Annotated in this window: 24 protein-coding genes and 2 pseudogenes; 23 read left to right on the top strand and 3 right to left on the bottom strand. The window is 59.9% G+C overall.

Features of this window, described 5'->3' with window-relative positions; translation table 11 throughout:
- From C9413_RS07260 to C9413_RS07245, 4 genes are all read left to right on the top strand, one after another.
- The coding region (locus tag C9413_RS07260) for an NAD(P)H-dependent glycerol-3-phosphate dehydrogenase (protein ID WP_170250314.1) at positions 1–799 on the top strand (799 nt) is incomplete at its 5' end.
- A gap of 9 nt (positions 800–808) precedes the next feature.
- A complete protein-coding gene (locus C9413_RS07255; RefSeq protein WP_039846364.1) occupies positions 809–1,102 on the top strand; it encodes a YciI-like protein in 294 nt (97 codons plus the stop codon).
- A 3-nt stretch (positions 1,103–1,105) separates the two neighbouring features.
- Positions 1,106–1,537, top strand: a complete 432-nt coding sequence (locus C9413_RS07250; protein WP_039846363.1) for an EVE domain-containing protein — start codon at positions 1,106–1,108, stop codon at positions 1,535–1,537.
- Between the two features lie 5 nt (positions 1,538–1,542).
- Entirely contained in the window at positions 1,543–2,190 is a 648-nt protein-coding gene (locus tag C9413_RS07245) for a methyltransferase (RefSeq protein WP_039846362.1), read from the top strand.
- On the opposite strand, the gene C9413_RS07240 is transcribed toward C9413_RS07245, so the two are convergent.
- A complete protein-coding gene (locus C9413_RS07240) occupies positions 2,180–2,656 on the bottom strand; it encodes a hypothetical protein (RefSeq protein ID WP_039846361.1) in 477 nt (158 codons plus the stop codon). The two genes, C9413_RS07245 and C9413_RS07240, sit on opposite strands and share 11 nt — an antisense overlap.
- A gap of 310 nt (positions 2,657–2,966) precedes the next feature.
- Here C9413_RS07240 and sdhC point away from each other — a divergent pair, with 310 nt between their 5' ends.
- The 16 genes and pseudogenes from sdhC to lpdA all read left to right on the top strand — a co-directional run bounded on the left by sdhC (position 2,967) and on the right by lpdA (position 19,651).
- Entirely contained in the window at positions 2,967–3,362 is a 396-nt protein-coding gene (gene sdhC / locus C9413_RS07235) for a succinate dehydrogenase, cytochrome b556 subunit (RefSeq protein ID WP_039846360.1), read from the top strand.
- A 10-nt stretch (positions 3,363–3,372) separates the two neighbouring features.
- The gene (sdhD, locus tag C9413_RS07230; RefSeq protein WP_039846359.1) at positions 3,373–3,753 is read left to right on the top strand and encodes a succinate dehydrogenase, hydrophobic membrane anchor protein; all 381 of its coding nucleotides are present in this window, start codon (positions 3,373–3,375) and stop codon (positions 3,751–3,753) included.
- 7 nt (positions 3,754–3,760) lie between these two features.
- The gene (gene sdhA, locus C9413_RS07225; protein WP_039846358.1) at positions 3,761–5,602 is read left to right on the top strand and encodes a succinate dehydrogenase flavoprotein subunit; all 1,842 of its coding nucleotides are present in this window, start codon (positions 3,761–3,763) and stop codon (positions 5,600–5,602) included.
- Between the two features lie 255 nt (positions 5,603–5,857).
- Positions 5,858–6,637, top strand: coding sequence for a succinate dehydrogenase iron-sulfur subunit (locus C9413_RS07220; protein WP_039846357.1), 780 nt, complete (start codon positions 5,858–5,860; stop codon positions 6,635–6,637).
- Positions 6,638–6,934: 297 nt separating this feature from the next.
- A complete protein-coding gene (locus tag C9413_RS07215) occupies positions 6,935–7,441 on the top strand; it encodes a protease inhibitor Inh/omp19 family protein (RefSeq protein WP_039847029.1) in 507 nt (168 codons plus the stop codon).
- Positions 7,442–7,489: 48 nt separating this feature from the next.
- Entirely contained in the window at positions 7,490–8,653 is a 1,164-nt protein-coding gene (gene zapE, locus C9413_RS07210; protein WP_039846356.1) for a cell division protein ZapE, read from the top strand.
- A gap of 178 nt (positions 8,654–8,831) precedes the next feature.
- Positions 8,832–9,794: a malate dehydrogenase gene (gene mdh / locus C9413_RS07205; RefSeq protein WP_022717411.1), complete on the top strand. Its 963-nt coding sequence runs from the start codon at positions 8,832–8,834 to the stop codon at positions 9,792–9,794.
- A gap of 19 nt (positions 9,795–9,813) precedes the next feature.
- Entirely contained in the window at positions 9,814–11,010 is a 1,197-nt protein-coding gene (gene sucC, locus C9413_RS07200) for an ADP-forming succinate--CoA ligase subunit beta (RefSeq protein WP_039846355.1), read from the top strand.
- A 3-nt stretch (positions 11,011–11,013) separates the two neighbouring features.
- The gene (gene sucD, locus C9413_RS07195; protein WP_039846354.1) at positions 11,014–11,919 is read left to right on the top strand and encodes a succinate--CoA ligase subunit alpha; all 906 of its coding nucleotides are present in this window, start codon (positions 11,014–11,016) and stop codon (positions 11,917–11,919) included.
- Between the two features lie 168 nt (positions 11,920–12,087).
- Positions 12,088–15,072 (top strand): 2-oxoglutarate dehydrogenase E1 component, encoded by a 2,985-nt coding sequence (locus C9413_RS07190; protein ID WP_039847028.1) that lies wholly within the window; start codon positions 12,088–12,090, stop codon positions 15,070–15,072.
- 12 nt (positions 15,073–15,084) lie between these two features.
- Positions 15,085–15,402, top strand: coding sequence for a YciI family protein (locus C9413_RS07185; RefSeq protein WP_039846353.1), 318 nt, complete (start codon positions 15,085–15,087; stop codon positions 15,400–15,402).
- 29 nt (positions 15,403–15,431) lie between these two features.
- On the top strand, positions 15,432–16,694 hold the full coding sequence (gene odhB, locus C9413_RS07180; RefSeq protein WP_039846352.1) for a 2-oxoglutarate dehydrogenase complex dihydrolipoyllysine-residue succinyltransferase: 1,263 nt from the start codon (positions 15,432–15,434) through the stop codon (positions 16,692–16,694).
- 149 nt (positions 16,695–16,843) lie between these two features.
- Entirely contained in the window at positions 16,844–17,302 is a 459-nt protein-coding gene (locus C9413_RS07175) for a hypothetical protein (RefSeq protein ID WP_223844029.1), read from the top strand.
- A complete protein-coding gene (locus C9413_RS07170) occupies positions 17,299–18,051 on the top strand; it encodes an SDR family oxidoreductase (protein ID WP_039847026.1) in 753 nt (250 codons plus the stop codon). The genes C9413_RS07175 and C9413_RS07170 overlap by 4 nt, the downstream gene beginning before the upstream one ends.
- 24 nt (positions 18,052–18,075) lie before the next feature.
- Positions 18,076–18,218 (top strand): annotated as a pseudogene (locus C9413_RS07165) (LysE family translocator); the annotation flags it as partial.
- Positions 18,219–18,244: 26 nt separating this feature from the next.
- The gene (gene lpdA / locus C9413_RS07160; RefSeq protein WP_039846351.1) at positions 18,245–19,651 is read left to right on the top strand and encodes a dihydrolipoyl dehydrogenase; all 1,407 of its coding nucleotides are present in this window, start codon (positions 18,245–18,247) and stop codon (positions 19,649–19,651) included.
- A gap of 167 nt (positions 19,652–19,818) precedes the next feature.
- On the opposite strand, the gene C9413_RS07155 is transcribed toward lpdA, so the two are convergent.
- Together C9413_RS07155 and C9413_RS07150 are read right to left on the bottom strand one after the other, a co-directional pair.
- Positions 19,819–20,895 (bottom strand): TraB/GumN family protein, encoded by a 1,077-nt coding sequence (locus C9413_RS07155; RefSeq protein WP_039846350.1) that lies wholly within the window; start codon positions 20,893–20,895, stop codon positions 19,819–19,821.
- 86 nt (positions 20,896–20,981) lie between these two features.
- Entirely contained in the window at positions 20,982–21,917 is a 936-nt protein-coding gene (locus C9413_RS07150) for a tyrosine recombinase XerC (protein ID WP_039846349.1), read from the bottom strand.
- 141 nt (positions 21,918–22,058) lie between these two features.
- Between C9413_RS07150 and C9413_RS07145 the strand changes: the two genes are divergently transcribed.
- From C9413_RS07145 to C9413_RS07135, 3 genes and pseudogenes are all read left to right on the top strand, one after another.
- The gene (locus tag C9413_RS07145) at positions 22,059–23,006 is read left to right on the top strand and encodes a 1-acyl-sn-glycerol-3-phosphate acyltransferase (protein ID WP_039846348.1); all 948 of its coding nucleotides are present in this window, start codon (positions 22,059–22,061) and stop codon (positions 23,004–23,006) included.
- 21 nt (positions 23,007–23,027) lie between these two features.
- A pseudogene (locus C9413_RS33120) lies at positions 23,028–23,153 on the top strand (AAA family ATPase); the annotation flags it as partial.
- A 155-nt stretch (positions 23,154–23,308) separates the two neighbouring features.
- The coding region (locus C9413_RS07135) for a hypothetical protein (protein WP_170250313.1) at positions 23,309–23,503 on the top strand (195 nt) is incomplete at its 3' end.

The raw sequence follows: 23,503 nt of genomic DNA, 5'->3' as shown, positions 1-23,503 counted from the left end.
TGGTGTCGTGCTCTTTTGTGGCAAGCAGAAAACGGAGTACGAGACGCTCAGTAGTATCGTGGGCGCGGATATGTGTACAAGAGACAGGGAGGGCCCTTACCTCGCCAAGGACGCGATCGTCGTAACCTGTGCCAAGGGCATCGAGCGGGCGACCGGCAACTTGTTGACAGACATGCTGGAGCGCGAATTGCCGCAACATCGCGTCGCGGTGCTTTCGGGGCCGGGTTTTGCATCCGACATCGCCAAAGGACTGCCGACCGCTATGGTAATTGCGGCATCGGACGTGGCCGTTGCCGAGCGGCTGGCGCAGGCGATTTCGGGCAGGACCTTCCGGCTCTATCCGTCGTCCGACCGTATCGGCGTGCAGCTTGGTGGTGCGTTGAAGAATGTATTGGCGATCGCCTGTGGTATCGTTGAAGGCTGCGGTATCGGCGATTCTGCGCGCGCGGCGCTGATCGCGCGCGGGCTGGCGGAAATGTCGCGCCTCGTCGTTGCCAAGGGCGGGCAGGCGGATACGGTGCGCGGGCTTTCCGGGCTGGGCGATCTTGTCCTGACGGCAACGAGCCATCAGTCGCGCAACCTGCGCTTCGGCATTGCGCTTGGCCGCGGTGAAAAGGCCGATCCTTTGCGAGGCGAATTGGTGGAAGGTGCCTTTGCCGCGGCCGTCGCCTCGCGGCTGGCGGAAGAGCTCGGCATCGCGATGCCGATCACGGACGCCGTCTCGGCGATCATCGAAGGTAAACTCAGCATCACCGAGGCCATCGAACAATTGATGACACGTCCGATTACGACCGAATAGGAGACAGACATGCTATTTGCCCTTCTCTGCAAGGACAAGCCGGGGCACCTCAACACACGCATGGAAACACGCGCGGCGCATTTGGAATATCTGGACAAGCTGAATGCCGAAGGCACGCTCAGCATGGCCGGACCGTTCCTCGACGGTGAAGGCAAGCCCTGCGGCAGCATGGTCATGGTCAAGGCCGATACCGCGCAAGCCGCCAAGGCACTAGCCGATGCCGATCCCTATGCGAAGGCTGGTCTTTTCGAGAGTGTCGAGATCAAGCCCTTCAACTGGGTCTTCAACAATCCGGAGGCATAAGGGATGGCCCATTGGCTCTATAAATCCGAACCTTCCTCCTGGTCTTGGGAGCAGCAGAAGGCCGCAGGCGAGAAAGGTACGGAGTGGACGGGCGTCCGCAATTATCTCGCCCGCAATAACATGCGCGCCATGCAGATCGGCGATAGAGGCTTCTTCTACCACTCGAATGACGGCCTGGAGATCGTCGGCATCGTCGAGGTCTGCGCATTGTCGCATCCGGATTCGACGGCGAAGGGCGACGATCGCTGGGATTGCGTCGATATCCGCGCTGTGCGCGATTTGCCCAAGCCGGTGACGCTGAAGGATGTCAAGGCGAATGAGAAACTTTCAAAGATGGCGCTGGTAACCTCGATGCGCCTTTCGGTCCAGCCGGTGACAGATGACGAGTGGCTCGAAGTCTGCCGCATGGGCGGCCTCGACAATCCGCCACGCTGACCGCATTGAAGACCGACCCGGAAATCTTCATCCGCGCCAATACGAAACTGATCACGCCGCCGCATGTGCCGGAGATCCGGTTGCATCTGGCGAACGAAGCTCATGAGCTTTGGCTCAAGACGGAGGAGGAACTGGCGGAGATCGGCCTGCCGCCGCCGTTCTGGGCCTTTGCCTGGGCGGGTGGCCAGGGACTTGCGCGTTATATTCTCGATCGTCCGGAAACGGTGCGAACTAAGCGCGTTTTCGACTTCGCAACAGGTTCGGGGATCGTCGCGATCGCGGCGAAGATGGCGGGTGCGGTGGCGGTAAAGGCGGTGGATATCGATCCATGGGCTGAAACGGCCGTGCGGCTCAATGCTGCTGCCAATGGGATCTCCGTTGATTTTAGCGGCGCCGATTTCGTAGGCAAGCCTGTCCCTGCCGATATCGTCCTGGCGGGCGACGTGTTCTATGACCGCGTCTTTGCGGACGCCCTCGTTGCGTGGTTCGACCGGCTGGCCAGCGAAGGCAAGGAGGTTCTGGTCGGCGATCCGGGACGGGCCTATTTGCCAAAGGAGCGCCTGGAGTTTTGCGCCATCTACGAAGTGCCGGTAACGCGGGCGCTCGAAGATAGCGAGAACAAGAAGACGACGGTCTGGCGGTTCAAGGCCTGATGACGCAGACGCTGGCCTCGTAGCTGCAAGGATCGGCTTGCACGGCAACGTCGATCACTTTGGGCCCGGGTGCGAGCGATCCGGTCTGCGGCGCACCGTAAAGTGCATAGCCGTCCGCACCGAAATAGGTGCCGCCTTCCGTTTCGTAAGCATAGGAGCCTGCATAAGTGCCATTGTAATCATAGCGCAGACGCTGTGGCGATCCGGCGATAGTGCTGCGGATGCGGTAGCCGTTCGATGACGGCGAGAAATGCTTGAGGCGAACATAACGGTTATGGCCGTGGCCATGGTGGCGATGATGACGACGATGAGCGCCGAACCAGGGTTTGGCGCTGTTTGCCCACTTGGCCTTGTTTGCCCAATGGGTCACGCCACGATGATGCCCAGCACGCTCGCCCGCCGTGGCAGGAAGCGCAATCAGGGCACACAACACCAGCGCAAAGACTTTCGACAGACGCTGGAACATCAGACGCAACCTCCGGAAATCCGATCGTTAACAAATCGTTAACGCCAGCTTGCGTCAAAACTACCTATGTGTCCACTGAGCGATGAAAAATCAGCATAAAATTTGATTCGGAAAAACCAGTTTCGATTTCCGGCAACTTCCCGGTAACGCGAATCGATTAAATTAAAAACAGACAGCAATTGTGCTTGTCGTCGGGGGCTTCGGTGATTAAACGTCGCCGTTGATGCAATGCACACAGACAAATTTGTCATTCCTGTGGTTGCCTCGAAATGCTCCGAAATCCGGGAGCGCAAGACGCCGCGAGGTTCTGATGGCGAATGTTACAAATAACCGGCCTCTGTCGCCGCATTTGCAAGTTTATAAACTAATTCCTACCATGGTCATGTCGATCGTCCATCGCATCACAGGGGCGGCTCTTTATTTCGGCACGCTGCTGATCGCCTGGTGGCTGATTGCGGCTGCGACCGGTCAGGCTTATTACGACTGGGTGAATTGGGTGCTCGGCAGCATCATCGGCAAGGCCGTCCTGCTTGGTTACACCTGGGCACTGCTCCATCACATGCTCGGCGGCCTGCGCCACCTGCTGTGGGATCTCGGCCATGGTTTCGAGAAGGAATTCTCCACCAAGCTTGCCATCGCCAACATCATCGGATCGCTCTGTCTTACCGTGCTGGTCTGGGTGATCGGCTTTATCATTCGCTTTTGAGGTCGCTCACATGGATATGCGTACCCCTCTGGGTAAAGTTCGCGGCCTTGGCTCGGCCAAGGAAGGCACCGAACACTTCTGGCGTCAGCGCCTGACGGCTGTCGCCAACCTCCCGCTCATCGTCTTCTTCGTGATCTTCATGATCGTTTATGCCGGCGCCCCTTATGCCGATGTCGTGCATGCGCTGTCGAACCCCTTCGTGGCAGTCATCATGGGACTGATGGTGATTTCAGGCATCATTCACATGCGTCTTGGCATGCAGGCAATCATCGAGGACTACGTGCACAGCGAAATCGGCAAGCTCGTGCTGCTGATGGTGAACACGTTTTTCGCGATCGCGGTCGCAGGCCTCTGTCTCTTTGCCATTCTGAAAATTGCTTTCGTAGGATAACCGTATCATGGCACCGACTTCACCCGCTCAGAATGGGAAAGCCTACAAATTTGTCGATCACTCCTATGACGTGATCGTTGTCGGCGCCGGCGGCGCCGGTCTTCGCGCAACGCTCGGCATGGCCGAACAGGGTTTCCGTACGGCCTGCATCACCAAAGTATTCCCGACCCGCTCGCACACGGTCGCGGCCCAGGGCGGCATCGCCGCCTCGCTGCAGAACATGACGCCGGACAGCTGGCAATGGCACCTCTACGACACGGTCAAGGGGTCCGACTGGCTCGGCGACGTCGATGCCATGCAGTATCTCGCCATGGAGGCGCCGAAGGCCGTCTATGAGCTCGAGCACTACGGCGTGCCCTTCTCGCGTAATGAGGAAGGCAAGATCTATCAGCGCCCATTCGGCGGCCATATGCAGAACTACGGCGAAGGTCCGCCGGTGCAGCGCACCTGCGCGGTTGCCGACCGCACCGGCCACGCCATTCTGCATACGCTTTACGGCCAGTCGCTGCGCTACAACGCCGAGTTTTTCGTCGAATATTTCGCGCTCGACCTCATCATGTCGGAAGACGGCAGCCGTTGTACTGGCGTTGTTGCCTGGTGCCTCGATGACGGCTCGATCCATCGCTTCGCGGCGAAAATGGTGGTGCTGGCGACCGGCGGCTACGGCCGTGCCTATTTCTCCGCGACCTCCGCCCATACCTGCACCGGCGACGGCGGCGGCATGGTGGCGCGCGCGGGGCTTCCGCTGCAGGACATGGAATTTGTGCAGTTCCATCCCACCGGAATCTACGGCTCCGGCTGTCTGATTACCGAAGGCGCGCGCGGGGAGGGCGGCTATCTCGTCAACTCCGAAGGTGAGCGCTTCATGGAACGCTACGCGCCTTCGGCCAAGGATCTTGCCTCGCGCGACGTGGTTTCGCGCTGCATGACGTTGGAAATCCGCGAAGGCCGCGGCGTCGGCAAGAACAAGGATCATATTTTCCTGCATCTGGACCATCTCGACCCGGCTGTTTTGCATGAACGCCTGCCGGGCATTTCCGAGAGCGCGAAGATTTTTGCCGGCGTCGATGTGACGCGCGAGCCGATCCCGGTTCTGCCGACCGTCCATTACAACATGGGCGGCATTCCGACGAACTATTGGGGTGAGGTGCTCAACGCCGACAGCGCCAATCCGGAACGCGTGATCCCCGGGTTGATGGCCGTCGGCGAAGCGGGCTGTGCTTCGGTGCATGGCGCGAACCGCCTCGGCTCGAACTCACTGATCGACCTCGTCGTTTTCGGCCGCGCTGCGGCAATCCGTGCCAGCGAGGTCATTGACCGCGCTGCGCCGACCCCGCATCTGAACATAGCTGCCTGTGACAAGATCATGGATCGCTTCGATGGTCTTCGCCACGCCAGTGGCGCAACGCCGACGGCGCATCTGCGCGAGAAGATGCAGCGCGCCATGCAGGAAGACGCCGCCGTGTTCCGCACCCAGGAGTCGCTGGAATCCGGCTGCGGGCGCATTTCCGCGATCTGGCAGGAGATGTCGGACATCAAGGTCACCGACCGTTCGATGATCTGGAATTCCGATCTCGTTGAGACGCTCGAGCTGCAAAACCTGATGGCGAATGCGATCACAACGATCTATGGCGCCGAGGCGCGCAAGGAAAGCCGTGGTTCGCATGCCCGCGAGGATTACACCGAAGGCGCATACGCCGGCCGCGACGACGTCAACTGGCGCAAGCACACGCTTGCCTGGGTCAGCAATGCCGGCGAGGTGAAGCTCGATTACCGTCCGGTTCATACCGAGCTCATCTCTGAAGGCATCGATCCCAACAAGATCGCGCCGAAGGCTCGTGTGTATTGACGATGGAAAAGTACCTCGGATTAGCTTCGTTCATTGCCGCGGTGCGGGCCGTCTCGCCCGCCATGGCGGCGGAGCGCTCCAAATTGCGTGCTCCCGGCGGCTTGACTGCCGCGGTCAGCAACGGGGTCGGTGTGTGTAAGACAGCGAATGCCGCGCAGCGTGCTCGCTCGTCGCTGGCAGCCCGCAACGCTGCTTTCGGTGGTTGTAGGGGTTGCGTGAAAACGGGGACTCCTGTCGGCAAACTAGGATTTTATCATGGTTGAACTCGCTCTCCCCAAGAACTCTCAGATGCGCGAAGGCAAGGTCTGGCCGAAGCCGGCGGGTGCGAAGAACACCCGTGAATTTCGCGTCTACCGCTGGAGCCCGGATGACGACCAGAACCCGTCGATCGACACCTTCTATATCGATGTCGACGACTGTGGCCCGATGGTTCTCGACGGCCTGCTCTACATCAAGAACAAGATCGATCCGACGTTGACGCTGCGCCGTTCCTGTCGCGAAGGCATCTGCGGTTCCTGCGCGATGAATATCGACGGCACGAACACGCTTGCCTGCACCAAGGGCATGGATGACATCAAGGGCACGGTTAAAATCTATCCATTGCCGCATTTGCCGGTGGTGAAGGATCTCGTTCCGGACCTGACGAATTTTTATGCGCAGCACCGCTCGATCGAACCCTGGCTGAAGACCGTATCTCCGGCACCTGCCAAGGAATGGAAGCAGAGCCACGAGGATCGCCAGAAGCTCGACGGCCTCTATGAGTGCATTCTCTGCGCCTGCTGCTCGACCTCCTGTCCGAGCTACTGGTGGAACGGCGACCGCTATCTCGGCCCGGCCGTCCTGCTGCAGGCCTATCGCTGGCTGATCGACTCAAGAGACGAGGCGACCGGCGAGCGGCTTGACGACCTCGAAGATCCGTTCCGGCTTTACCGCTGCCACACGATCATGAACTGTGCGCAGACCTGCCCTAAGGGTCTCAATCCGGCAAAGGCCATTGCCGAGATCAAGAAGATGATGGTTGAGCGCCGGTTCTGATAGCCGATGCTCGCCAAATGCCCGGCGCAGACAGAGGCTGCGCCGGATTCTTCCGAATTTTTGCAGGCACCGGTCTGAATCCGGCGAGGGATTGTGCAGATCATCACCTTGCTGACAAATTCTATCTGCAGGAAGTTCTCCGGCAGGCAAGTTGAATTGCTCCATTTCCGGCATAAGTATTGTCGCGAGCAATTTATGGCTGTGCCGACTTGATTAACTAAAGTGAAATACGCTAATTCGAAAATCAGTCTGATGACCAATTCTGTGCTGCTAGAGCGGACAATCGGGAGCATGATGATGCAGTTGCGATATGCGATGACGGGTGTGGCGGTTGTTCTGTCATTGGCGGGCTGCCAGCGCACGGCATATGACAATGCGAGTTACAGCTCGCCGGCACCGCTAACCGCGCAGCCTGTACCTTCCGTCCAGGGCGGACAGCTTCCGCCACCGGCAGGCGCCTCGCAGTTTCCCGCCGCTCCGACGGGAGCGCCCGCGGAACCGGGCCAGCCGGGCGCCATGGCGTCCAATGCCCTTGACGTCTCCAAGGAATCCATGGTCGGCAGCTGGCGCGTCAACGGCAGGTGCGACATGTTCCTGACGCTGACCAATCTCGGTAGCGGCTCACGCGGCGGCACGCGCGGCTGCGTCGGCGAGCTGACGGCAATGGGCTCCTGGGAAGTCTCCGGCAAGCAGGTTCTTCTCAAGGATCGCAGCGGCAACCAGATCGGCAGCGTCTACAAGACCGCAGACAACAGCTTCAGCGGCCAGACGAGTACCGGCCAACCGATCACCCTCAGCCGGTAAGATAACCGGCGGCCACCCCGCCGACGACGCGTAGGCGGACTCTTCCTCATGCAGCCTATCCCCGACTACACTTCGAGCGTCAGCGAGCACTTGAAATCGCTGACGGCCTCCGGCGCTCTCCAGATCGATTCAGCACAGATGGATGTGGCAAAAAGCCTCGATCGGGTGCTTCTTGAACTGAAGCGCCGCCGCCCGGCCGCTAAATCGAGCTCGCTCGGCTGGCTCTTCGCTTCGAAGAAAAAGGCGAGCGAAGGCATCAAGGGACTCTATATTCACGGCAGCGTCGGGCGCGGCAAGACGATGCTGATGGATATCTTCTACCGCATGGCGCCCTGTTCGAAGAAACGCCGTGCGCACTTCCACGAATTCATGGCCGATGTTCACAACCGCATCGCCGCGCACCGGCTCAAGCTGAAGAACGGCGAGATAAAGCAGGCCGATCCCGTGCCGCCCGTGGCTGCCGCACTTTACCAGGAGGCCGAACTTCTCTGCTTCGATGAGTTTACGGTGACGGACATCGCTGATGCGATGATCCTCTCGCGGCTGTTCTCCGAGCTTTTTGCGCGTGGCTGCGTGCTCATCGCGACCTCGAATGTCGAGCCCGACAATCTCTACAAGGACGGCCTCAATCGCGGTCTCTTCTTGCCTTTCATCGGTCTCCTCAGGAAGAATGTCGAGGTCGTGACGCTCGACTCCCCGACGGATTACCGGATGGAGAAGCTGAACAGCCAGCCGGTCTATCTGACGCCGATCGACGAGCGGACGGATATGGCCATGGACGCGTCCTGGGCGCAGGCGCTGGACGGGCGCAAGGCGCAGCCTTTCGATATCCCGATGAAAGGTCGATCGATCCATGTGCCGCTCGCAGTCGATCGCATGGCGCGCTTTTCCTTTGCCGATCTTTGCGAGAAGCCGCTCGGTGCTGCTGATTTTCTCGCGATCGCCAAGCGTTTCGATACGATCTTTGTCGATCGCATCCCGATGCTCGGTCCGGACAAGCGGAACCAGGCGAAGCGTTTCATCATTCTTGTCGACACGCTCTACGACCACGGCGTTCGCCTTCATGCGTCGGCTGCGGCAATGCCGGAAGATTTACTGATCGAACGGCGCGGGACGGAAGGCTTCGAATTCGATCGCACCGCATCGCGCCTTTTTGAGATGCGTAGCGCGGAATATCTCGCGATGCACCATAAAAAACACGCCGCCGAGTAACAGTTTCGCAACAAAATATCTTACGTTTACGTAAGATATTTTGTATCTAAACGATTGAAATTGCTGATCCAAAAATAACACGTTGCCATTATTTGGCTTTAGGGCTATGCGATTGCGTCATTGGACGACGCCCCGGACGCGCCGCCCGCCTGATTTTGATCGCAAAGGAAACAGCGAAATGGCGCGTAACAAGATCGCACTTATCGGTTCTGGCATGATTGGTGGCACGCTGGCGCATCTCGCCGGCCTGAAAGAGCTCGGCGACATCGTTCTCTTCGACATCGCCGACGGCATTCCACAGGGCAAGGGCCTCGATATCGCCCAGTCGTCCCCGGTCGAAGGCTTTGATGCCAATCTGACGGGTGCCAGCGACTATTCTGCGATCGAAGGCGCAGACGTCTGCATCGTCACCGCCGGCGTTCCGCGCAAGCCAGGCATGAGCCGCGACGACCTTCTCGGCATCAACCTCAAGGTCATGGAGCAGGTCGGCGCCGGCATCAAGAAATATGCCCCGAACGCTTTCGTCATCTGCATCACCAATCCGCTCGACGCCATGGTTTGGGCGCTGCAGAAGTTTTCCGGCCTTCCGGCCAACAAGGTCGTCGGCATGGCGGGTGTTCTCGATAGCTCGCGCTTTCGCCTCTTCCTCGCCAAGGAATTCAACGTTTCCGTTCAGGACGTCACTGCTTTCGTTCTCGGCGGCCACGGCGACACGATGGTGCCGCTTGCTCGCTACTCCACCGTTGCCGGCATTCCGCTCACCGACCTCATCACCATGGGTTGGGTCACCAAGGAACGGCTCGAGGAAATCATCCAGCGCACCCGTGACGGCGGTGCCGAAATCGTCGGCCTCCTGAAGACCGGATCGGCCTACTACGCTCCGGCAGCCTCGGCAATCGAGATGGCCGAGGCCTACCTCAAGGACAAGAAGCGCGTTCTGCCCTGCGCGGCGCATCTCTCCGGCCAGTACGGCGTCAAGGACATGTATGTCGGCGTTCCGACAGTTATCGGTGCCGGCGGCGTCGAGCGCGTCATCGAGATCGACCTCAACAAGGCCGAGAAGGAAGCCTTCGACAAGTCGGTCGGCGCCGTCGCCGGCCTGTGCGAAGCCTGCATCAACATCGCGCCCGCGCTGAAGTAATCAAAACAGGAATAAACCCATGAACATTCATGAATATCAGGCCAAGGCTCTGCTGAAGAGCTATGGCGCACCGGTCGCTGAAGGTGTGGCCATCTTCAAGGCCGACGAAGCCGAGGCTGCGGCAAAAGAATTGCCGGGTCCGCTCTACGTCGTGAAAAGCCAGATACACGCCGGCGGCCGCGGCAAGGGTAAATTCAAGGAACTCTCGCCGGAAGCCAAAGGTGGCGTTCGCCTTGCGAAGTCGATCGACGAAGTCGTCGCCAATGCCAAGGAAATGCTCGGCAATACGCTGGTCACCAAGCAGACCGGCCCGGCCGGCAAGCAGGTCAACCGCCTCTACATCGAAGACGGCGCCGATATCGACCGCGAACTCTATCTCTCAATTCTCGTCGACCGTTCCGTCGGCCAGGTTGCCTTCGTCGTTTCGACGGAAGGCGGCATGGACATCGAGACCGTTGCGCACGACACGCCCGAGAAGATCATCACCGTCGCTATCGACCCCGTTAAGGGCGTAACGGCCGAAGACAGCAAGAAGCTTGCGGATGCGCTCAATCTCCAAGGCGAAGCCCGCAAGGATGGAGACACGCTGTTCCCGATCCTCTACAAGGCTTTCGTCGAAAAGGACATGAGCCTGCTCGAAGTCAATCCGCTGATCGTCATGAAGAACGGTCGCCTGCGCGTCCTCGACGCCAAGGTATCCTTCGACGGCAACGCGCTCTTCCGTCACGAAGACATCGTCGCTCTGCGCGACAAAACGGAAGAAGACGAGAAGGAAATCGAAGCCTCCAAATACGACCTTGCCTACGTTGCCCTCGACGGCAATATCGGCTGCATGGTCAATGGGGCGGGCCTTGCCATGGCGACCATGGACATCATCAAGCTCTACGGCGCCGAGCCTGCGAACTTCCTCGATGTCGGCGGCGGTGCGTCGAAGGAAAAGGTCACCGCGGCGTTCAAGATCATCACTGCCGATCCGGCCGTGAAGGGCATCCTGGTCAATATCTTCGGCGGCATCATGCGCTGCGACGTCATCGCCGAAGGCGTGATCGCGGCGGTGAAGGACGTAGGCCTCCAGGTGCCGCTCGTCGTCCGTCTCGAGGGCACCAATGTAGAACTCGGCAAGAAAATCATACGAGAGAGCGGGCTGAACGTGATCCCTGCCGACGATCTTGACGACGCGGCGAAGAAGATCGTCGCTGCTGTGAAAGGGAACTAAGGCATGTCCATTCTCGTCAATAAAGACACCAAGGTCCTCGTCCAGGGGCTGACCGGCAAGACCGGCACTTTCCACACCGAGCAGGCGCTTGCCTATTACGGCACCAAGATGGTCGGCGGCATCCATCCGAAGAAGGGTGGCGAGACATGGGGGTCGCTCGAAGGCGAAGCACATCTGCCGATCTTTGCCTCCGTCGCCGAGGGCAAGGAAAGGACCGGTGCCGACGCATCGGTGATCTATGTGCCACCGGCCGGCGCCGCCGAGGCGATCATCGAGGCGATCGAGGCGGAAATTTCGCTCATTATCTGCATCACGGAAGGCATTCCGGTCGAAGACATGATCAAGGTCAAGTCCAAGCTCGACAAGTCGAAGTCGCGACTGATCGGTCCGAACTGCCCGGGTGTCCTGACGCCTGAGGAATGCAAGATCGGCATCATGCCGGGCTCCATCTTCAAAAAGGGTTCGGTCGGCGTTCTCTCGCGCTCCGGCACGCTGACCTATGAAGCTGTCTTCCAGACCTCGAATGAAGGTCTCGGCCAAACGACGGCAGTCGGCATCGGCGGCGACCCGGTCAAGGGCACCGAGTTCATCGACGTACTCGAGATGTTCCTTGCCGACGACGAAACCAAGTCGATCATCATGATCGGCGAAATCGGCGGATCGGCTGAAGAAGACGCGGCTCAGTTCCTCAAGGACGAAGCCAAGCGTGGACGCAAGAAGCCGATGGTCGGCTTCATCGCCGGGCGAACGGCACCTCCCGGCCGCACCATGGGCCATGCCGGCGCCGTGATTTCCGGCGGCAAGGGCGGCGCGGAAGACAAGATCGCGGCTATGGAAGCGGCCGGCATCACCGTGTCGCCGTCTCCGGCTCGCCTCGGCAAGACGCTGGTTGAAGTCCTCAAGGGCTAAGCCAACTTATATATCCGGGCGGAAGAAAGCACCTGCGCTTGCGCCCGGCCCCAGGTTTTCGACAGCAGGTGTGCCGCGGACAGGCGGCAAATTCGAATGCGGCAGCCGGGTAGAGCCGGCAAATTCATCAAAAGTCAGGAGGCGGGCGGAAAGCGTCCGCGTAAAACCATGGCACGGCAAGAAGCCAACGAGCAGTTTCAGATCACCTCGTTTCTGGATGGCGCCAATGCTGCCTATATCGAGCAGCTCTATGCAAGCTACGAAGAGGATCCATCATCGGTCGACGATCAGTGGCGGACTTTCTTCAAGGCGCTGGAAGACGATCCGAACGATGTGAAGAAGGCGGCCAAGGGCGCTTCCTGGCGCAAGAAGAACTGGCCGATTCAGGCCGGCGGCGATCTTGTATCTGCGCTCGACGGTGATTGGGGTACGGTCGAGAAGGTCATCGAAACCAAGGTGAAGGCAAAGGCCGAAGCTGCCGGCAAGCCGACCGACGGCGCTGACATCCTCCAGGCGACGCGCGACTCCGTTCGTGCCATCATGATGATCCGCGCCTATCGCATGCGCGGCCATCTGCATGCCAAGCTCGATCCGCTAGGCATCGCAGCACCGGTCGAAGACTACAAGGAACTGTCGCCGGAAGCCTACGGCTTCAGCGCGGCCGACTACGATCGCAAGATCTTCATCGACAACGTGCTCGGTCTCGAATACGCGACCATTCCGCAGATGATCGAGATCCTCGAGCGAACCTATTGCTCGACTCTCGGCGTCGAGTTCATGCACATGTCCAATCCGGAAGAGAAGGCCTGGATTCAGGAACGCATCGAAGGGCCGGACAAGGGCGTTGCGTTCACGCCGGAAGGCAAGAAGGCGATCCTTGCCAAGCTCGTCGAAGCGGAAGGCTATGAGCAGTTCCTCGACGTCAAGTTCAAGGGCACCAAGCGCTTCGGCCTCGATGGCGGTGAATCACTGATCCCGGCTCTTGAGCAGATCCTGAAGCGTGGCGGGCACCTCGGCCTGAGGGAAGCCGTGTTCGGCATGGCGCATCGCGGCCGCTTGAACGTGCTCAGCCAAGTGATGGGAAAGCCGCATCGCGCCATCTTCCATGAGTTCAAGGGTGGTTCCTATGCGCCCGACGAGGTCGAAGGTTCAGGCGACGTGAAGTACCATCTCGGTGCATCTTCCGACCGCGAATTCGACGGCAACAAGGTTCACGTTTCGCTGACGGCAAACCCTTCCCACCTTGAAATCGTCGACCCCGTCGTCATGGGCAAGGCGCGCGCCAAGCAGGACATGAGTGCTACCGTATGGGAAGGCGATGTCATTCCGCTCTCCGAGCGCGCCAAGATTCTGCCGTTGCTGATCCACGGCGATGCGGCTTTCGCGGGCCAGGGCGTCATCGCTGAAATTCTAGGCCTTTCGGGTCTTCGCGGCCACCGTGTCGCCGGAACGATGCATGTCATCATCAACAACCAGATCGGCTTTACGACGAACCCGGCCTTCTCCCGTTCGTCGCCCTATCCGTCCGACGTTGCCAAGATGATCGAGGCCCCGATCTTCCACGTCAATGGCGACGATCCGGAAGCTGTGGTCTACGCCGCGAAAATCGCGACCGAGTTCCGCATGAAGTTCCACAAGCCGGTCGTGATAGACATGTTCTGCTATCGCCGCTACGGCCACAACGAAGGCGACGAACCGTCCTTCACCCAGCCGAAGATGTACAAGGTGATCCGAGGCCACAAGACGGTGTTCCAGCTTTACGCCGAGCGTCTTGTTGCGCAAGGCCTGCTGACCGAAGGCGAAGTCGAGAAGATGAAGGCCGACTGGCGCGCTCATCTCGAGCAGGAGTTCGAGGCCGGGCAGTCCTACAAGCCGAACAAGGCCGACTGGCTGGACGGCGAATGGTCTGGTCTGCGCACGGCCGATAACGCCGACGAACAGCGCCGTGGCAAGACGGCCGTACCGATGAAACAATTGAAGGAGATCGGCCGCAAGCTCTCGGAAGTGCCGGCGGGCTTCAACGCGCACCGCACGATCCAGCGCTTCATGGAAAACCGGGCCAACATGATCCAGACGGGCGAAGGCATCGACTGGGCCATGGGCGAGGCGCTCGCTTTTGGTGCACTCTGCCTCGAAGGCCATAAGATCCGTCTTTCGGGTCAGGATTGCGAACGCGGCACTTTCTCGCAGCGCCATTCGGTCCTTTACGATCAGGAGACCGAAGCGCGTTATATCCCGCTCGCCAACCTGTCGCCGACGCAGGCCCGCTACGAGGTCATCAACTCGATGCTCTCCGAAGAGGCCGTTCTCGGCTTCGAATACGGCTATTCGCTGGCGCGCCCGAACGCGCTCACGCTCTGGGAAGCGCAGTTCGGCGACTTCGCAAACGGTGCGCAGGTCGTCTTCGACCAATTCATTTCGTCGGGCGAACGCAAGTGGCTGCGCATGTCGGGTCTCGTCTGCCTGCTGCCGCATGGTTACGAAGGTCAGGGTCCGGAACACTCTTCGGCCCGCCTGGAACGCTTCCTGCAGCTTTGTGCGGAAGACAACATGCAGGTTGCCAACGTGACGACCCCGGCGAACTACTTCCATATCCTGCGCCGTCAGTTGAAGCGCGACTTCCGCAAGCCGCTGGTCCTGATGACGCCGAAGTCGTTGCTGCGCCACAAGCGGGCGGTTTCGAGCCTCGCAGAGATGGCCGGCGAATCCTCCTTCCACCGCCTCCTCTGGGACGATGCAGAGGTCGTCAAGGACGGACCGATCAAGCTGCAGAAAGACAACAAGATCCGCCGCGTCGTCATGTGCTCCGGCAAGGTCTATTATGATCTTCTGGAAGAGCGCGAAAAGCGCGGTATCGACGATGTCTATCTGCTGCGCGTCGAGCAGCTCTACCCGTTCCCGGCCAAGGCGCTCATCAACGAGCTCTCCCGCTTCCGCAATGCGGAAATGGTCTGGTGCCAGGAAGAGCCGAAGAACATGGGCGCATGGTCGTTCATCGATCCGTATCTCGAGTGGGTTCTTGCCCATATCGATGCGAAGTATCAGCGCGTCCGTTACACCGGACGTCCGGCTGCCGCTTCCCCGGCAACGGGCCTGATGTCCAAGCATCTGTCGCAGCTCGCTGCATTCCTTGAGGATGCGCTGGGCGGCTGAGGAGTTGGGGCGATGGCATATTTCTTCTTGAGACTTGTGCCGCCTCGTTCCCGCTTTCCGAACGACGCGACCGGGGAGGAAATGGCTGCGATGGAACGGCATGCCGAATATTGGCGCCACAACGCAGAAGCGGGATCGGCAATTGCTGTCGGCCCCGTCTTCGAGGGCGAAGGCGCCTGGGGCATGGCGGTCGTCTCAGTCGAGGATCGGGAGGCCGCAAAGGCGCTTGCCGATGCCGATCCGATCGTCCGCTCCAGTTTCGGTTTCCACTTCGAAATTTTGCCAATGCCCTCGATCATTCTCCGGCCGTCTTCTGCCGGAAACGAATAAACGAAAACAAGCAAATCAGGATTTGAACAATGGCCACAGAAATCCGCGTTCCAACTCTCGGTGAATCCGTCAGCGAGGCAACCGTCGGCACCTGGTTCAAGAAGGTTGGCGACGCCATCAAGGCCGATGAGCCGATTCTAGAGCTTGAAACCGACAAGGTGACCATCGAAGTACCGGCACCGACCTCCGGCACGTTGTCCGAAATCGTTGCCCAGGCCGGCGAAACCGTGGGCCTCGGCGCTCTGCTCGGCCAGATCGCCGCAGGCGCTGCAGCTCCGGCTGCCGCTCCCGCAAAGGCTGCCGAGCCGGCCGTCGCTGCTCCCGCCCAGGCAACACCTGCAGCTCCGGCTGCTGCCGCTGCGGCACCGGTTGCTTCCGCCCCGGCCCCGGCTTCCACCATGCCGGCGGCGCCGGCTGCCGCCAAGATGCTCGCTGAGAACAATCTCTCGGCCGATCAGGTCGAAGGCAGTGGCAAGCGTGGCCAGGTGCTGAAGGGCGATGTGATCGCTGCCGTCGCCAAGGGCCTTTCCGCCCCGGCTGCTGCGCCTGCCGCTCCCGCTGCCGTCCGCGGCCCATCGACCGTTGAGGACGCCGGCCGCGAGGAGCGCGTGAAGATGACGCGCCTGCGCCAGACGATTGCCAAGCGCCTCAAGGATGCGCAGAACACCGCGGCCATGCTCACCACGTACAACGAGGTGGACATGAAGGCAGTCATGGACCTGCGCGCCAAGTACAAAGACGTCTTCGAAAAGAAGCATGGCGTCAAACTCGGCTTCATGGGCTTCTTCACCAAGGCTGTGACCCACGCCCTGAAGGAACTGCCGGCCGTCAACGCCGAGATCGATGGCACCGACATCATCTACAAGAACTACTGCCACATCGGCATGGCTGTCGGCACGGACAAGGGCCTGGTCGTTCCGATCATCCGCGATGCCGACCAGATGTCGATTGCCGAGATCGAGAAAGACCTTGGCCGTCTCGCCAAGGCTGCACGCGACGGCACGCTCTCGATGGCCGACATGCAGGGCGGCACCTTCACGATCACCAATGGCGGCGTCTATGGTTCGCTGATGTCCTCGCCGATCCTCAATGCGCCGCAGTCGGGCATTCTCGGCATGCACAAGATCCAGGAGCGTCCGGTCGTTGTCGGCGGCCAGATCGTCATCCGTCCGATGATGTATCTGGCACTCTCCTACGATCACCGCATCGTCGACGGTAAGGAAGCCGTGACCTTCCTCGTCCGCGTCAAGGAAAGCCTGGAAGATCCCGAGCGTCTGGTTCTCGATCTCTAAGAGAATGATGGGGCCGCGCGAGCGGCCCTGTTTTTCGCGGCAAGGAGTGCCTTATGGCGCGTGGAGTTCCGGCAGCGGACGGCAGTTCGCTTCTAATCGTTAGGCTGAAATTGGCGGCTGCCCTGGCGGCGCCACTTTTCCTGTGCGCAATGACGGGAGCTGCGCTTTCGGCCGAGTGCAAGCAGTCTGATGCCGTCTATGCCGATCGCGACGGCGCTTATGAACTCCGCTTTTCGCCGCTCGGTTCCGAAGCCGCCGCGGCAAGCAATCAGTTCAAGATCAATGTCTTGAAGACCTCGATCGTTCTGGACGGCTATGTGATGCCGTCGGAGGATCCCGATCGTGCTATCGGCATCGTCATGTTCAACTGCCCGGATGGTGATGTGACGGGTGCGGATCTCGATGCCTGCACGATCTGGCAAGGGCCGGTCTACAGCGTCCGTGCCGCGGGCGAACTGGATAATCTTCAGGCGGAGGCGCAGGGCGCTGCTGACAGGATCGTGCTGCCTGGCCTCGGTCCGGCGATCCGCGAGTCCTCGATTTGGGGCGAAGGCAAGGCGACGGTCGCGCCCTGGGATGTCCTGACCTTCAAGGAATGCGCGAAATGAGTGATGTGCCTGTTTTGCTCGTGACCGGCGCAAGCCGCGGCATCGGTGCTGCCGTCTCAAGGCTTGCTGCCAAACAAGGCTGGCGGGTTGCCGTGAATTATGTCTCCAACAGGGCAGCCGCGGATGCCGTCATTGAAGCGATCACGGCGGACGGCGGCGAGGCGATTGCCGTCAAAGGCGATGTCGGCAACGCCGCTGATATCACCTCGATGTTCGAAACCGTTGATCGCCATTTCGGGCGGCTTGATGGGCTGGTGAACAATGCCGGTATCGTCGATACGGCTCAGCGCGTCGACGAAATGAGCGTCGAGCGCATCGAGCGGATGATGCGCGTCAATGTCACCGGCTCCATTCTCTGCGCGGCGGAGGCTGTTCGTCGCATGTCGAGCAAGCATGGCGGCAAGGGCGGAGCGATCGTCAACATCTCGTCGATGGCGGCGATCATCGGATCACCGTCGCAATATGTGGATTACGCCGCTTCGAAGGCGGCGATCGATACCTTCACGATCGGGCTCGCCCGCGAAGTCGCCGCGGATGGCATCCGCGTGAATGCGATCCGTCCGGGAATTATCGACACCGATATTCACGCCTCCGGCGGACTGCCGGACCGTGCGCGCGACATGGCGCCGAACATTCCGATGCAGCGGCCGGGAACGGCAGAAGAGGTGGCCGATGCCGTCCTCTATCTTCTTTCTTCTGCGGCCTCCTACGTCACGGGTGCAATCCTCAACGTCAGCGGTGGGCGGTAGGTCGCAAAGGGTAAACGATGCAAATTCTTCGCCGGCGTCTCGATCCTCTTCACCGTCAAGTCCATCGCGACCGCTTCGTTGCCAGCAACAAATGGTTCAACCGCATCGCCGGCGCCGCATTGGTCGGCCTCGGCTTCCGCCTCGCACTCACCCGCGCGGCCGACTAAACGATTAAAGCAAAGGAAAAGAAACAATGTCCTATGATGTGATCATTATCGGAACCGGCCCCGGCGGCTATGTCGCCGCGATCAAGGCGGCCCAGCTCGGCCTCAAGGTCGCGGTCGTCGAAAAGCGCGCGACCTTCGGCGGCACCTGCCTTAATGTCGGATGCATTCCCTCCAAGGCGTTGCTGCATGCTTCCGAAATGTTCCATCATGCCGGTCACGGCATGGATGCGCTCGGCATCGAAATACCGCGTCCGACGCTTAATCTCGAAAAGATGCTGGCGCACAAGGATGCGACGGTGAAGTCGAATGTCGACGGCGTCGCCTTCCTCTTCAAGAAGAACAAGATCGATGCCTTCCAAGGCACCGGCAAGATCGTTTCCGCCGGGAAAGTTTCCGTGACCGCCGACGACGGCAAGGTCCAGGAGATCGAAGGCAAGAACATCGTGATAGCCACAGGCTCCGATGTTGCCGGCATCCCAGGCGTTCAAGTCGAGTTCGATGAAAAGGTGATCATCTCCTCGACCGGCGGTATTGCGCTGGAGAATGTGCCGGAAACGATGATCGTCGTCGGTGGCGGCGTCATCGGTCTCGAATTGGGCTCTGTCTGGTCACGCCTCGGTGCGAAGGTGACCGTCGTCGAATATCTCGACACGATCCTCGGCGGCATGGATGGCGACGTAGCAAAGCAGTTCCAGCGTATGCTCGCCAAGCAGGGCATCGAATTCAACCTCGGCGCCAAGGTCGTTGGCGTCGAGAAGGGCGGCACGGGTGCCAAGGTGACGTTCGAACCGGTCAAGGGCGGCGACAAGGTGACGCTCGAAGCGGAAGTCGTTCTCATCGCCACTGGCCGCTTGCCCTATACGGCAGGCCTCGGCCTTGAAGAGGCGGGTGTCAAACTCGACAATCGCGGTCGCGTCGAGATCGACGGCCACTTCAAGACCAATGTCGCCGGCATTTATGCAATCGGCGACGTCGTGAAGGGTCCCATGCTGGCCCACAAGGCGGAAGACGAAGGCGTGGCGCTTGCCGAAATCCTTGCCGGTCAGGCCGGTCATGTGAATTACGACGTCATCCCGAGCGTCGTCTACACACAGCCGGAAGTCGCCTCCGTCGGCAAGACCGAGGAAGAGCTGAAGGCTGCAGGCATCGCCTATAAAGCTGGCAAGTTCCCGTTCACGGCAAATGGCCGCGCTCGCGCGATGCTCGCGACAGACGGCTTCGTAAAGATCCTGTCGGACAAGGCGACGGACCGCGTTCTCGGCGGTCATATTGTCGGCTTCGGTGCCGGCGAGATGATCCACGAGATTGCCGTTCTCATGGAGTTTGGCGGTTCTGCCGAGGATCTCGGCCGCACCTGCCATGCGCATCCGACAATGTCGGAAGCAGTGAAGGAAGCGGCACTCGCTGCCTTCTTCAAGCCGATCCATATGTAAATCCCGAAGACCGAGCTCAGACAGCCGCGGTTCGCAAGGACCGCGGCTTTTTTAATGGCTTCGGCCAGATGCCTTCACCATACTGGTCTGAAGTGCGATTTAAGTCTGGCTTCGGTCCCGCGAGCACGAGCAACCGGATAGCTGAAATGAAGGATATGCGCGTAGCTTCAATTCACTTGCGTGACGGTGAAACCTTGTTTGCGCAGAAGTTCGATCACTCCGCCATCGCCTGGCAGATGCAGGGCGCCGACCGCCATGAAGACATTGCCGTTGGCGAGAATCGGAGCTGCGCGCTCGGCCATTATTTTGTTGCGGTCGAGGATGATGCGCTGCTCGAAGCTGGCGTAATCGCTCTCCTCGTCCTTGCCGTCCGGCGAAACTGTCTTCAGCATCGGTATGGTCATGCCGATGTCGCCGGAGAGATAGAGATCGGTCATCGTTTCCACGACGTCGTTCATCTTGGAGCCGAGCTCTAGGGTCTCGATCAGTGACTTCAGATGGAATTCGACCGGAAGTTCGGCCATTGCCTGCAGTTGTTCGGCAAGCGTTTCGAGCCCGCGCACCTGCTTGCCTTCGGCGGTTGCGTCGGCTGCGATCTTCTGATCGAGGAAGGGGATACCCTTCGCCTTGCGGGAAATTTCGCAGGCGGGGAGCGCGACGGCGCTCGCAATCATCCAGGGTCGCATGCGCGAAACGGCGGAGAGCGGAATGCCGCGTCGCTTGAGGCCAGCACCGAGACGGGCGTAATCCTCGCGCGACAGGAGTTTTTCGATCGTCGTCCCATCGGTGAACATGGTGAGGTCCGGCCGGGCGAGGAGGGCGGCGGCCGCCTTCTTCTCACTCAGGATCTCATCGGATTCGATGACGATCGTATCGGCGCCATCACGGGCGGCCTGGGCGTAGAGCGGCAGGTTCAGCACGCGTGGATCAGTGACATGCATGCTGCCAAGCAGAAACGAGGTCTTCAGGCCGGGCTTTTCGATTTTCCAGAAAATGCCTTTGCCGTTCGGCGTCGCATCCGCTTCCTTGACGACCTCTGCATAGCGGGCAGGATCGTTTTGCTGCAGCTCGGTCATCAGGTTCTTGCCGGTGCAGGTATCGTCGGCAGCCTGCGCCGAAGACACCGCAAGGAGCCCGGCGAGAAGCGCGGCGGCAAGCAGCATATGGAAGGCTGCAATCAGCCCGAGCAACATATTGTCCGGTGTCGCAATGCGCAGACTAAGGTGGCCGATGGTGATCGTCATGATGATGTTCCGGTCACAATGTATGAGAGCTCATGCTCTACGCCTTGCATGCGCATTTTGCCTTAAGAGAATGCGTTAACAAAAAATTACGCCCTTGGATGAGCACGATCGTAAACTTCCAGCAAACGCGATGAATCGACGCCGGTATAGACTTGGGTCGTCGACAGGCTTGCGTGACCGAGCAGTTCCTGGATCGTCCTCAGATCGCCGCCGCCAGCCAGCAGATGGGTTGCAAAAGAATGACGCAACGCATGCGGTGTTGCCGTTTCCGGCAATCCGAAGGCGCTGCGCATCCGCTGCATCGTGCGCTGGATGATCCCAGCCTGAAGCTTGCCGCCGCGAGCGCCGCGGAAGAGCGGTTCTCCGCTCTCCAGATGGTAGGGGCAGAGAGAGCGGTATTTCTCAACGGCTTCAAGAACAACGGGCAGCAGCGGAACCAGGCGCGTCTTGTTGCCCTTGCCGGTGATGCGCAGTGTTGTGGCGCCTGCATGCAAGCTGTCCGCAGTCAGGTCAAGTGCCTCGGCAATGCGCAGACCGCAGCCATAGAGGAGCGTGAAAACGGCGGCATCGCGCGCAGCGATCCATGGTTCCTCGTGAAGCTGTGCCTCGTCGCTGGCGACATTGATCGCCTGCTTGTCGGAGAGTGGTTTCGGCAGCGATTTCGGCTGTTTCGGCGAGCGAACGGCTCCCGCTCCGGCAGCGTTCACCAAACCTTTTTTTTCCAGATATCGTAGCAGCGACCGAAGACCGGCCAGATTGCGGCCAAGCGATCGCGCACCGGAACCTTCTTTTCGGCGGGCAGCCAGGAAGCCGCGGAAATCGGCCGGGCGAAGAGATTCAATGTCCTTCAACGTCGCCGGGCCGCCGATATGGCCGGTCAGGAAGGTGAGGAACTGGCGGCTGTCGCGCTCGTAGGCGTCGAGCGTGTGTTCGGAAAAGCGTCGCTCGCGCTCGAGATTTTCAAGCCAGGCGCTGCGTTCCGCCATCAGGCGCGGGTCGGCGATAATCAGGAGTTCGTTCACTGGCGCGGGCCTTGATTTTGTTCTTGCCTTTGCCAAGTTTGGAGCAGGGACCGTTAGGGAATTGCTAATATCGGCCAAGCTCTTGTCATGCTTCCATCATAATAGGTTGCGATAGCTGTTCCGAACGAAACAGGACTTTGCATGGCACGGCGCCAATCCACGACGGCTTTCGGACAGCTCGCGGAAGCGATCGCTCTGGTTTCCCACGGCAACCCCGGACACATCGTTGATACTCTGATCGCCGAGCGCGGCCAGCACATTGTCCGCCACCCGCTTTGGCCGGTGATGCGGCCCTTTCTCTATGCGCTTTTGCGCTATAACAAGGCGCTTCAGTTCGCTAACGACGTAGCGAACATGCCGGGCTTCCAGTGCTTCGAATATATGAGCAACCTGCTGAGGCTGGATATCGCGGTTAGAAATGCCGAGCGTATCCCTGCATCCGGCGGCTTCATTCTCGTCAGCAATCATCCGACCGGCATTGCCGATGGTGTTGCAGTTTTCGACCTCCTGAAGAACCGCCGCCCGGACATGATGTTCTTTGCCAACCGGGACGCGGTGCGCGTCAATCCGCGTTTTGCGGAAATGGTGATCCCTGTGGAATGGAGGGACGAATACAAGACGAAACTCAAGACCCGTGAGACGCTGCAGCTCACGAACCACGCCGTGAAGGAAGGAAAGGCAACGGTATTGTTTCCCTCGGGCCGCATCGCCTATTGGGCGAACGGCCGGCTGAACGAAAGGCCGTGGAAAAACTCTGCCGTCGGGCTTGCCCGCAAATACAATCTGCCGATCTTGCCGGTCCACATGACCGCGCGCAACTCCGGTCTTTTCTACTGGTTTGCAAAGTGGTCGACCGAACTGCGCGACATGACGGTGTTTCACGAACTTCTCAACAAGCGCGGCGATCGATTTGATTTCATCATCGGCGATCTCGTTCCGGTGGGGCATCTGGACGGCGACATAAACGAAGTGACCAAGGCGCTTGAAAAACACACGCTTCATGATCTGCGTGCGGACAGCGATGCACGGTTCCTGCCGCTTATCCAGCCGCCCGCGCCTGAGATAGTGGCGGCCCATTCATTTCGTTGAGCGGATAGGTTAAAGCGAGGCATGCTGCTCCGCTCGATGTTCGCCCAGAACGAAAGGTCGCTGCGATCGATCCGCATGGATCTTTCGGGCATCAATCTTTCCGTCGGCGAAAACGGCGCGGGAAAAGGCAAGCTCCGGCGCTCTATCGATGGCTGGTGCTTCTTTCATGGGTTGATGGCCGACCGATCGTCGCCGCTGCGCACGCCATGTCTGGCAGTCATGGCCCCGATGCTCGATGAGGACGAGCAGGCGATGTTCTCGCAGGTTTTCTTTTTGCTTTATAGCGGGCATGGTCACGCCCGATGAGCACAGATTCGTCCGATCTCTTTGGCGCGTTACTCGATGCACCAGCCGGAACCCGCACGGTTCCGGTTCTCGTGCCCATGCCTGCACCGAAACCCTATTCCTATTCCGTGCCGGATGGCATGGCGGTCGAGGCGGGTTCGCTCGTGCAGGTGCCGCTCGGCCCCAGACAGGTGATCGGCGTTGTCTGGGAC

Origin of the sequence: Rhizobium sp. SEMIA 4085 (assembly GCF_013004495.1) — a bacterium.
Classification (GTDB): domain Bacteria; phylum Pseudomonadota; class Alphaproteobacteria; order Rhizobiales; family Rhizobiaceae; genus Rhizobium; species Rhizobium gallicum.
Note: the sequence above shows the minus strand (reverse complement) of the source record. Positions and strands in the feature narration are given on the sequence as shown.